11 protein-coding genes are annotated in these 10323 nt (G+C 70.8%); 5 read left to right on the forward strand and 6 right to left on the reverse strand.

Annotation, left to right across the window (positions count from 1 at the left end):
* Nucleotides 1-5: 5 nt before the first annotated feature.
* Together VFV21_RS02715 and VFV21_RS02720 are read right to left on the reverse strand one after the other, a co-directional pair.
* Complete coding sequence (locus VFV21_RS02715) at nucleotides 6-2702, reverse strand: EAL domain-containing protein (RefSeq protein ID WP_329667952.1); 2697 nt, start codon at nucleotides 2700-2702, stop codon at nucleotides 6-8.
* Between the two features lie 117 nt (nucleotides 2703-2819).
* Nucleotides 2820-3419: a DUF4126 domain-containing protein gene (locus VFV21_RS02720; RefSeq protein ID WP_329667953.1), complete on the reverse strand. Its 600-nt coding sequence runs from the start codon at nucleotides 3417-3419 to the stop codon at nucleotides 2820-2822.
* A gap of 105 nt (nucleotides 3420-3524) precedes the next feature.
* On the opposite strand from VFV21_RS02720, the gene VFV21_RS02725 reads away from it, so the two are divergent.
* The 5 genes from VFV21_RS02725 to VFV21_RS02745 are packed head-to-tail and all read left to right on the forward strand — an operon-like array spanning nucleotide 3525 to nucleotide 6939.
* Nucleotides 3525-4256: a DUF6776 family protein gene (locus tag VFV21_RS02725; protein WP_329667954.1), complete on the forward strand. Its 732-nt coding sequence runs from the start codon at nucleotides 3525-3527 to the stop codon at nucleotides 4254-4256.
* Between the two features lies 1 nt (nucleotide 4257).
* Nucleotides 4258-4710: a polymer-forming cytoskeletal protein gene (locus VFV21_RS02730; RefSeq protein WP_329667955.1), complete on the forward strand. Its 453-nt coding sequence runs from the start codon at nucleotides 4258-4260 to the stop codon at nucleotides 4708-4710.
* A 41-nt stretch (nucleotides 4711-4751) separates the two neighbouring features.
* Nucleotides 4752-5111, forward strand: a complete 360-nt coding sequence (gene erpA, locus VFV21_RS02735; protein WP_329667956.1) for an iron-sulfur cluster insertion protein ErpA — start codon at nucleotides 4752-4754, stop codon at nucleotides 5109-5111.
* Nucleotides 5112-5128: 17 nt separating this feature from the next.
* A complete protein-coding gene (gene nudC, locus VFV21_RS02740; protein ID WP_329667957.1) occupies nucleotides 5129-6037 on the forward strand; it encodes an NAD(+) diphosphatase in 909 nt (302 codons plus the stop codon).
* Nucleotides 6038-6057: 20 nt separating this feature from the next.
* Nucleotides 6058-6939, forward strand: a complete 882-nt coding sequence (locus VFV21_RS02745; protein ID WP_329667958.1) for a hypothetical protein — start codon at nucleotides 6058-6060, stop codon at nucleotides 6937-6939.
* A 4-nt stretch (nucleotides 6940-6943) separates the two neighbouring features.
* On the opposite strand, the gene VFV21_RS02750 is transcribed toward VFV21_RS02745, so the two are convergent.
* The 4 genes from VFV21_RS02750 to VFV21_RS02765 all read right to left on the reverse strand — a co-directional run bounded on the left by VFV21_RS02750 (nucleotide 6944) and on the right by VFV21_RS02765 (nucleotide 10194).
* Nucleotides 6944-7372, reverse strand: a complete 429-nt coding sequence (locus VFV21_RS02750) for a DUF2752 domain-containing protein (RefSeq protein WP_329667959.1) — start codon at nucleotides 7370-7372, stop codon at nucleotides 6944-6946.
* Nucleotides 7359-7724 (reverse strand): CD225/dispanin family protein, encoded by a 366-nt coding sequence (locus VFV21_RS02755; RefSeq protein WP_414638462.1) that lies wholly within the window; start codon nucleotides 7722-7724, stop codon nucleotides 7359-7361. Before VFV21_RS02755 ends, VFV21_RS02750 begins: the two co-directional genes overlap by 14 nt.
* Nucleotides 7725-7740: 16 nt before the next feature.
* Nucleotides 7741-8025: a CD225/dispanin family protein gene (locus VFV21_RS02760; protein WP_329668032.1), complete on the reverse strand. Its 285-nt coding sequence runs from the start codon at nucleotides 8023-8025 to the stop codon at nucleotides 7741-7743.
* A 249-nt stretch (nucleotides 8026-8274) separates the two neighbouring features.
* Nucleotides 8275-10194, reverse strand: a complete 1920-nt coding sequence (locus VFV21_RS02765) for an MFS transporter (RefSeq protein WP_329667960.1) — start codon at nucleotides 10192-10194, stop codon at nucleotides 8275-8277.
* Nucleotides 10195-10323: the final 129 nt, after the last annotated feature.

The raw sequence follows: 10323 nt of genomic DNA on the forward strand, positions 1-10323 counted from the left end.
CCCGTTCAAAGCACGGCCTGCTGGAAGTCGAAGTCCATGTCGCGGTCCGCCTGCTGCACCAGGTTGCCCTGGATGAAATCAATGCCGCTCATCCACAGCGTGGCGGCCGACTGCGCGTCCTCGACGCCGTGGCCGATCACCTCCAGGCCGCGGCGGTGCGAGCGCTCGATCAGCACCTTGAGCTCGTCGCGCATGCCCGACGACAGGTTGTTGGTGGTGTACTTGCGCGCCAGCTTCACGAAGCTCAGCGGCAGGTGCTCGATCAGGCCCTCGGCGTGCTGGCCGGCCTCGAACTGGCTCAGGCAGAACTGCACGCCGTCGTCCACCATCGCGTCGCAGAAGGCGCGCACGGTGGTGGCGTGGATGGCGGCGTCCTCGAGCCGCAGCTCGATCACCAGCGAATTGCCCGGCACGTCGTGCGCGGTGAGTTCGGCCTTGAGCCAGGCGGCCTGGGCCGGGTCGGCCAGGGTCAGCGCCGACTGGGTGACGTACAGGCGCAGCGGCCGGCCTTCGGCGCGGCGGTCGCGCACCAGCTTCAGCGAGGCCTGCAGCACCCAGCGGTCGATGTCGCCGATGAAGTCGCCGCGCTCGGCCAGCGGGATCACCTCGGCCGCGGGCAGCAGCTTGCCGTCGCTGCCGCGCAGGCGCAGCAGCACCTGGTACTGGGAATCGTCGCTGCCGGCCACGGCCACCACCGGTTGGTAGATCAGCTCGAGGCTGTTGAGCGCGATGGCTTCGCGGATCTGGTTCACCAGCGCGGCCTCGCGCACGGCCTCGCTCGGCTTCACCGGCTCGTAGCGCTTCACGCCCTTCTCGTGGGTGCGGGCCTCGCGCGCCATGCGCTCGACCGCGTTGAGCATGTCGCTGGCCTCGCCGAAACGGTGCTTCATCGAGCACACGCCCACCGATACGCGCAGGCGCAGCGGGTGGCCCTGCACGTTGAACGGATGCTGCACCAGCGACGCGCGCAGCTGCGTGGCCAGCAGCTCCAGCCCGGCCTCGTCGCGCTCGCGGTCGAGCACCAGGAAGCTGCCGTCGCCGAAGCGCGCCACCGGGGTCGGCTCGGCGCGTTCGCCCAGGATGCGGCCCACTACATGCAGCAGCTGCTCGAGCGTGGTCAGGCCGAGCCGGTCGCGCAGCAGGTTCACGCTCTCGATTTCCAGGAACAGCACGCCGCCAACGCTGAGCTCGCTGGCGTCGGCCAGCAGGTACTCCAGGTTCTCGAGCAGCTCGCTGCGGTGGAAGAGGTTGGTGTCGTTGTTCTTGCCGCCCCGGCGCTGGCGCTTGATCTCCATCGCGCGGTGGCGGGTGACGCGGTTCTTCACCGCGGCGATCAGGTGCTTGGGCCGCACCGGCTTGGTGATGAAGTCGTCGCCGCCGGCCTCGAGCGCGTCGAACTTGCGGTCCTGGTCGGTTTCGCCCGACAGGAAGACGATGGGCGTGTGCAGGAACGGGTCCTGGTCGCGGATCAGCACCGTCAGCTCGATGCCGTTGGCGTGCGGCATGTGCAGGTCCATCAGGATCAGGTCGGGCTGGAACTGGTGCAGGGCCTGCAGCACGTCCAGCGGGTCGAGCACGACCATGGTTTCCATGCCGGCGTTGCGCAGGATGCCTTCGGCGAACAGGGCCTGGTTGCGGTCGTCCTCGACCACCAGCACGCGGAAGGGCGCATCGCTGCCGGGGTTGAGCAGCAGCGCCAGGCGGCGCAGCACGTCGGAGGCGCCGTTGGGTTCGACCACCAGCGAATCCACGCCCGCGCGCTTGGCGGTGAGGCGCAGGTTGATGTCGTCGGCCTGCGACAGCGCCACCAGCAGCAGCGGCTGCTGGCTGCGCTCGCGCGCCTCGCGCACGGTGGCGCCGATCGCCTCGAGCTGGTCGCTGAAGGCGGCGTCCACGAGCGCGAGGTTGGCCGGGAAGGCACCCAGCAATTCGCGCAGCTCCTCGGCGGTCTCGAGCAGTTCGACCTCGTAGCCCAGGGCTTCCATGCGCTGGTCGAGTTCGAGCGACAGCGGGTCGTGGCTGGTGAGGTGGTAGACGCGGACGCCGGTGACCGCGGCGGGCTCGCCGGCGGCCGCGGCGGGCGGCGGCGGGGCGGCAGGCGGGGCGGGCGGCTTGGGCAGGGGCTTGGGCTCGGGGCGCGGGGCGGCGGCGGCAGTCGGCTTGGCAGGCAGGCTCGTCGGAGGCGGCGCCGCCCGCGGCACGGGCGCCGGGGCGGGCGGCGGCGCGGGTTCCGGTTCGGGTTCGGGCGCGATCTGCGCCAGCGTCGCCATCGGCGCGTCGTCGCCCCAGCGGCGCCAGTAGTTCGCGGGCGGGGTTTCGGCGCGGCCGCCGTGGTCGACCTGGCGCGCGGTGCCGACCTCCGGCACGGGTTCGGTGTTCATCGGCACCGAACCGCCGATGTCCTCGACCAGGTGCCAGAGGCGTTCGCCCAGGCTCGGGTCGGGCAGGGCCTGCTGCTGCAGCGTGTCGCCGAGCAGTTGGTGCATCTGCTGGAAATGGCCGCTGGCGGCCTCGAGCCCGTGCCGGCCGCAGGCGTCGCCGAGGAAGCGGGCTTCGTCGTGCATCAGCGACAGCCCGTTGATGTCCCAGCCATCCTGCAGGAAACGATGCAGGCGGCGGCCCATCACCTCGACGCGCCGGGGCAGCAGGCGCAGGAAGGCGTGGCGGTGTTCGGCGAGTCTGGACTCGTCGTGCGGATTCATCACTAAGCCCCCGGTTGGCCTTGGATTATGCCCCCGGGGGTGGCGGCTGTCAGTGTGTCTGCGGTCACTGGTGGGCAAACGCCCTGCCCGGACGTGACCGGACAGCCGCCGCGGATTTCACGCGGTGCTCGCATCCGGCTGCGGGCGCAGGCGACGCCCGCGGCGCCAGACCCAGCGCGCCACGGCGAACACCGCCAGCGAGCCCAGCACCATCACGGTCAGCAGCAGGCCCAGCGCGATGAACGGATGCGCGAACACCAGGGCCAGCGCGCCCAGCGCGGTGGCGTCCTCGCCCAGCGAGGCGGTCCAGTTCGAGACCGGCTCGGGCGAGGCGTTGATGACCGCGCGGGTAGTGGCCTTGAGCGCGTGCGTGCCGAGCGCGGCGGTGGCGCCCAGGGCCAGGGCGCCGGTGCCGAGCTGGCCGTCGTCGGAGAGCGTGGCGGCGGCCAGGAAGGCGCCGGCCGGGATCCGCGCCAGGGTCTGCAGCAGGTCCCAGCCCGAGTCCACGCCGGGGATCTTGTCGGCGCCGAACTCGACCACGGCCAGCGCGCCGGCCGTGCCCAGCACCCAGGGCGAGGTGGTGACGGCCAGGGCCGAGGGCAGGTCCACCCAGCCCATCAGCCCGGCGATGCCAACGCCGAATACGGTGAGATAGGCGCGCACGCCGGCCAGGCAGGCCAGGGCGAGGCCCAGGGCAAAGATGTGTGCTTCGGTCATGGCGGGCTCCCGGAAGGTGACGCAGTTCACAGTATAGTGAGGCCGCGGCTTGACGCTGGCTTACCGGGCCAGCGATGTTGCCGATCCCCCCGAACGCCCCCGCCGATGAGCTCGCCTGCCCCGGACAAGCCCCGCTTTGTCATCGTCCCGCACCGGCCGCATGCCCGGGTGTTGCTGGCGGTCGCGGGCGCGCTGTGGGTCGCCAGTCTGTTCGCGGTGGGTTACTGGGCCAGCAACCAGGCCGCGCCGGGCCTGTCCAAGGCCCGGGCCGAGCTGGCCGTGGCCAGCAAGCGCGCCACCCAGGCCGAAGCCCTGGTGAAGCAGCTGCGCCAGAACGTGGCCACCCTGCGCCGCAGCGACCAGATCAGCCGCAGCGCCAATACGGAACTACAGGCCAGCCTGGCCGAGCGCGAGGAAGAAGTGTCGGGCCTGCGCGCCGACGTCGCTTTCTACGAGCGCCTGGTCGGCGCCACCGGCCAGCGCCGGGGCCTGTCGGTGCACGAGGCGGTGTTCGCGCCCGAGGCCGGCGGCACCTGGCGCTACACCGTCACCCTCACCCAGAACCTCAACCGCGGCGCCATCAGCAAGGGCGAGGCGCGGGTGTCGGTGGAAGGCGTCAGCGAGGGCCGGCTGCGGACCCTGCGCTGGGAAGACCTCGTACAGAAGCCGGGCGCACCCGGACAGGCGTTCTCGTTCCGCTATTTCCAACAGCTCGAGGGGAGCATCATGCTGCCCGAGGGCTTCACCCCCCAACGCGTCCGGGTGCAGCTGCGCTCGGATGGCAGCACCGTGGACCAGGCCTTCCCCTGGACGGCCGCGGGCCCACGAGGAGATTGAGATGTTCGGCAGCGACAAGCACAAATCCCCGCGCCACGGCAGCCACGCCGTGGAAACCCTGATCGGCCCGCGCGCGGTGATCCGCGGCGACGTCAGCTTCACCGGCGGCTTGTACGTCGAGGGCACCATCTACGGCAAGGTCACCGCCGAGGACGGTTCGGCCGCGGTGCTGACCATCGCCGACGACGGCCACGTCGAGGGCGAGGTGCGCGCGCCGGTGGTGGTGATCAGCGGCCGCATGACCGGCGACATCCACGCCGGCGAGCGCATCGAGCTGGCCGCCAACGCCCGGGTCACCGGCAACATCCACTACAAGGTGGTCGAGATGGCCGCCGGCGCCATGATCACCGGCCGCCTGATCCACGCAGACGCGCCCCTGGCCCAGCTCACCGGCCCGGAGCCTGCCGCGGGCGGCGGCCGCGTGAAGACCAAGGCCGAGGCGCAGGAAGCCTGATTTGCCTTGATAATGGGCGCCCCCGCGTCCATCTTGGTCCCATGCAAACCACGCCCAGCTACCAGACGCTCGACGCCCCGCTCGACTTCACCGCGGCGGCCGCCGCCAAGGTCGCCTCCCTCATCGCCGAGGAAGGCAACCCGGGCCTGAAGCTGCGCGTGTACATCACCGGCGGCGGCTGCTCGGGCTTCCAGTACGGCTTCGAGTTCGACGAACAGCAGGGCGAGGACGACCTGGCCCTGCAGCGCGACGGCGTCACCCTGCTGGTGGATCCGCTGAGCCTGCAGTACCTGATGGGCGCCGAGGTCGATTACCGCGAAAGCCTGCAGGGCGCGCAGTTCGTGATCCGCAATCCGAACGCCAAGACCACCTGCGGCTGCGGCAGCAGCTTCTCCGCCTGACCGCCGCGCCCGGGCCCATGCCTTCGTCGCCGCCCGGCTACGCCTTCCGCGGCCCCGGCCTCGACCGCTCCGAACTCCTGCGCGAACGCCCCGACGACCTGCGCGCGCGCTGGAACGCCGCGCGCGTGCTGGTGGTCGACACCGACGGCAATGCGCGCTTCCCCGAGGCCGTCGGTGCTTGCGGCTACTGCATCGGCGGCGAGTTGGCGGGTGAACTTCCCGAGGCGGCCAGCTTCCTGGGCCTGGGCGAGGAGGGCGCGTGGTTCGCGCTGCCGCATGAGTCTTTGCCCGAGCCGATGCCCGGCAAGCTCGACCTGCGCAGCGCGGCCACCGAATGGCCGGCCCTCGAGGCCGCCGCGCTGGCCGAGGCGCGCGCGCTGCTGCACTGGCAGCAGCGCAACAAATTCTGCGGCGGCTGCGGCCACGCGCTGGCGCTGGGCAAGGGCGGCTGGTGCGCGCGCTGCGCGCAGTGCGGGCTCGAGCATTACCCACGCACCGATCCCGCCATCATCGTCGCGGTCACCGACGGCGAGCGCCTGCTGCTGGGCCGCCAGGCCAGCTGGCCGAAGGGCCGCTGGTCGGTGCTGGCCGGGTTCGTCGAGCCCGGCGAATCGCTCGAGCAGGCCGTCGCCCGCGAGGTGATGGAAGAGGCCGGCATCCCGGTGCTCGACTGCCAGTACGCCGCCTCCCAGCCCTGGCCGTTCCCGGCCGCGCTGATGATCGGCTTCCAGGCCCAGGGCCTGCCGCTCGACCCGTCGGTGAGCGACGAGCTCGAGCAGGCGCGCTGGTTCTCGGCCGACGAACTCGATGCCGCCGTCGCCACCGGCGAGGTCAAGCTCTCGCCGGCGCTGTCGATCTCGCGCTGGCTGATCGACGAGTGGCGGGCCCAGGCCCGCGCCCGCCGCGAGGCGGCGCCGACCGGCTGAATCAAGGCTAGAATCCGGCCATGTCCGCCGCGCTCATCGCCGTCGTCGTGTCCCTCCTGCTCGGCCACCTGGTGCCGTCGTTGCCGCTGCTGCGGCGCTACGACTGGTTCATCGGCTGGCTGCACTGGCTGGGCAAGCAAACCAGCGGCGACGAGTGGCCCAACCGTATCGGCCTGCTGCTGGCGGTGGGCCTGCCGCTGCTGGTGGTGGGCGCGCTGCAGTTCCTGATCGACGACCTCTGGTACGGGCTGCCGGCGTTTTTCTTTGCGCTGCTGGCGCTGCTCTACACCTGGGGTCCGCGCGACCTCAACCTCGATGTGGAAGCGGTGATCGAAGCGCGCGGCCCCGAGGCCCGGCGCAGCGCGGCAGCGGCCCTCTTCCCCGAAGGCGGCGAGCCGGTGGTGGAGGGCCCGACGCTGGTGGCGGCGGTGTTCCATTGCGCGCTGTGGCGCTGGTTCGGCGTGCTGTTCTGGTTCGTGGTGGCGGGCGCGGTCGGCGCGCTGGGCTACCGCCTGATTTCGCTGTGCGCGCAGGGCGAGGCGCGACGCAGCCTGCCCGAGGCGCAGCGCGGCGTCGCCCGCACCACGCTGGCGGTGCTGAACTGGCCGGTGGCGCAGCTGATGACCTTCGCGCTGGCACTGGCCGCCGACTTCGACAAGGTGCTGACGGCGTGGCGCGACTGGCACGCGAACGGCGTGCGCCTGGAACTCGGCTTCCTCGACGCCGCCGCGCGCGCCAGCGTCGCCAGCGAACTCGCCGAGGAAGACGCCTACGCGGTGGATGGCCCCGCGCAGGCACCCGACCTGCTCGAGCTGCGCGACGCGATGAGCCTGGTGTGGCGAATCCTGCTGCTGTGGCTGGGCGTGTTGGCGCTGTTCGTGCTCGCGGGTTGGGCGACCTGAGGCCTCAGCCCGGCGCCAGCCAGGTGAAGGGCCACCACGGCAGGTTGCGGGTGATGGCGTAGGCGATCACCACCACGGCCCAGGGGCGCGCGTCGCCGAGGCGGCGCAGCGCGGGCTTCCACGATTCAGGCGCGAAGCCCAGCGGCTCCAGCAGCAGGAAGGGCAGCAGCGGCAGCGCGAGCAGCAGCAGAGGATTCATCGCCAGCGCGGTGGGCAAATCACCGTGGATCAGCGCGTGCAGCATGCGCGTGGCGCCGCAGCCCGGGCAGTACAAGCCGGTGAGCCACTGCGAAGGGCAGGGCGGCAGCGGAGTGCCTGCAGCATTGGGATCGAACACGAGCAGCAGCGCGATGGCCGCCAGCGCCCCGCCCGCGAGCACGAGCGCCAGCGCGTGACGCGTGCGCGCGTTGCCCGCTGGGTCAGTAGGTGCCATCCGAGAGCGCGCCCATCATCCCGAGGCCGAGGTAGCCCACTGCGCCGGCCAGGCCCAGGCCGAAGGAGATCCAGCTCCAGAGCTTGGCGTTGTTGGCGTCGCTGATCGCGCCCTGCACGTCGCCGGCCGACAGCTTGGAATCCACGCGCGCGGCATAGACGATCGCCACGATGCCGAACGGCAGGCAGCAGCACAGCGTGGCGAGGATGGCCCAGACCAGGTTGTTCTCGACGTGGGGTCGCGGCGCGGCGGGTGGCGCCGGCGGTGGCGCGGCGATCGCAAGCGTGACGCCGCAGGCGACGCACTGGGTGTTTTCGGCGGGGTTGCTCTGGCCGCAGTTCTGGCAATACATGCAGGACTCCTCGGAATCAGCCGGCCATCGCGCCGGTCAGGGCCGCGAACATCACGAACAACAGCCACAGTACGCCGAACACCAGCGGGATGCCGAACGAGATCAGCGACCACAGCTTGGCATTGTCGGAATCGCTGCGCGCGCCGGCGATATCGCCCGCGGCCACCTTGCCGTCCACGCGCGCGGCATAGACGATGGCGACGATGCCGCCGGGCAGGCAGCAGAAGAGCGTGGCCAGGATCGCCCAGACCAGGTGGTTCGGGACATGGGGTCGCGGCGCGGGCGGCGGCGGCGCGGCGATGGAAAGCGTGACGCCACAGGCGCCGCATTGGACGGCGCTGGCCGGATTGCTCTGGCCGCAGTTCTGGCAGTACATGGAATTCCCCCGGGAGCCGCGGCGGGTGGCCATGGCATGACGATGTGAAGAACCCTAGCGGGTGGCCGGCTGCGCGGTCAATGCCGCGCTTCCGGTGGGGCGCCCGGCGCGGTCAATACCGCGCTTCGAGTGGCGCGCCCTGCACCGCGTGTGCCGCGCTGCCGCCGGTGCGCGTCAACGGTCGCTGCCGCGCATTTCCCGCACCTTGGCCTCGAGCGAGGCGGCCGTCGCGGCTTCCCCCGGCACGGCCGGCGTGGCCAGCACCGCCACGCCCGCGCGCAGCCGGCGCGGCACGCGCAGGCGGCCCAGGCGCGAGTCGCGCTTGCTCCACATGCTGTCCCACAGGCCGGTCAGCGCCATCGGCACCACCGGCACCGGGTGGGTGGCCAGGATGCGCTCGACGCCGCCGCGGAAGGGCGCGATCTCGCCGTCCTTGGTCAGCGCGCCCTCCGGGAAGATGCACACCAGCTCGCCGGCATCGAGCGCGGCGCGGATCTCCTCGAAAGCCGCCTCCATCACTTCCGGGTCTTCCTTCGCGCCGGCGATCGGGATGGCGCGGTAAGCGCGGAACACCCAGTTCATGCCCGGCACGCGGAAGATCTTGTAGTACATGACGAAGCGGATCGGCCGCGGCACTGCGGCGCTGATCAGCACCGGGTCCATGTAGCTGACGTGGTTGCAGACCAGCAGCGCGGCGCCTTCGTCCGGCACGTGCTCCTCCACGCCCTCGATGCGCACGCGGTAGAACAGCGTCACGTACATCCAGGCGATGAAGCGCAGGAAGAACTCGGGCACGATCGAGAAGATCAGGATCGCGACGAGTGCGTTTGCGATGCCCAGCGCGAGGAAGAGCTCGGGGATGCCCAGGCCCGGCAGCGGGATCACGATGCCGAGCACCTCGGCCTGGTCGCGCTGCAGCGCGATCGACAGGATCGACGCGGTCACGATGAAGAACGCGTTCTGGATATTCAGGCCGGAAATGACGCGCGAGAGCTCCTCCTTCGGCGTGCGGCTCTGCACCAGCGCGAACAGCGGCACGATGAACAGGCCGGCAAACAGGCCGATCAGCGTGAGGTCGGCCATGATGCGCCAGCTGCCGGCGGCGTTGACGAACGCCGACACGCCCATCCCGGACTCGACGGCCAGGCCCGGGCGCGCGAAGTAAAGGTCTACGCAGAACGCCGTCATGCCGAATGCGCCCAGCGGCACCAGGCCGATCTCGACGGTGCGCCGCGACAGCTTCTCGCACAGCAGCGAACCGACGCCGGTGCCGACCGAAAACAGCACGAAGCAGAACAGGTACAGCGTGCTGCCGCCGCCCAGGTGCAGTTCGGCGTAGGTCGGCAGCTGTGCGGTGAGCACGGTGCCCACGAACCAGAACCAGGACACGCCCAGCACCGCGTTGCGCACGGCGGGCGTGCGGCGCGTCAGGCGCAGCGCCTTCAGTGATTCCGGGAACGGGTTCCAGTTGATCTTGAGGTCGGGCGCCGAGGCCTCGACCCGCGGGATGGCGCGGCTGACCAGGTTGCCGGTGATCGCCAGCGCGACGATGGCGAAGGCGGCGGCTTCCGGCCCGTGCTCGCCGGCGATCACGAAGATCATGCCGCCGAAGATCATGCCCAGCAGGATTGACATCGCCGTGCCCATTTCGACCAGGCCATTGCCGCCGGTCAGCTCCTCGGGCTTGAGCACGCTGGGCAGGATCGAATACTTGACCGGGCCGAACAGGGTGGATTGCAGGCCGGTCAGGAACAGCGCCACCAGCAGCACCGGCAGGCTTTGGAGCAGGAAGCCGACGCCGGCGATCGACATGATGCCGATCTCCATCATCGTGGTGATCCGCACCAGCTTTGATTTCTCCAGCTTCTCCGCGACTTGCCCGGCCAGGCCCGAGAACAGGAAGTAGGGAAGGATGAACAGCGCCGGCGCCAGGTTCGTGTAGAGCGAGCGCTGCTCGAGGTCGATGCCCAGGTAGAACAGCAGCCCGATGATCGCCTGCCGGTACACGTTGTCGTTGAACGCGCCCAGCGACTGCGTGACGAAGTAGGGCAGGAAGCGCCGCTGCCGAAGCAGTTCGAACTGGTTGTGGGCCATGGATCCCCCGGGGTCTGCGCGCAGCCTACCAGACGAAAATTGTGGGAGGGACTTCAGTCCCGATGCCTTTCGCCGAGAGCATCGGGACTGAAGTCCCTCCCACAGGGTGGGGCAAAGAAAAAGGCCCCT

It is taken from the genome of Arenimonas sp., assembly GCF_036275555.1.
Taxonomy (GTDB): Bacteria; Pseudomonadota; Gammaproteobacteria; order Xanthomonadales; family Xanthomonadaceae; genus Arenimonas.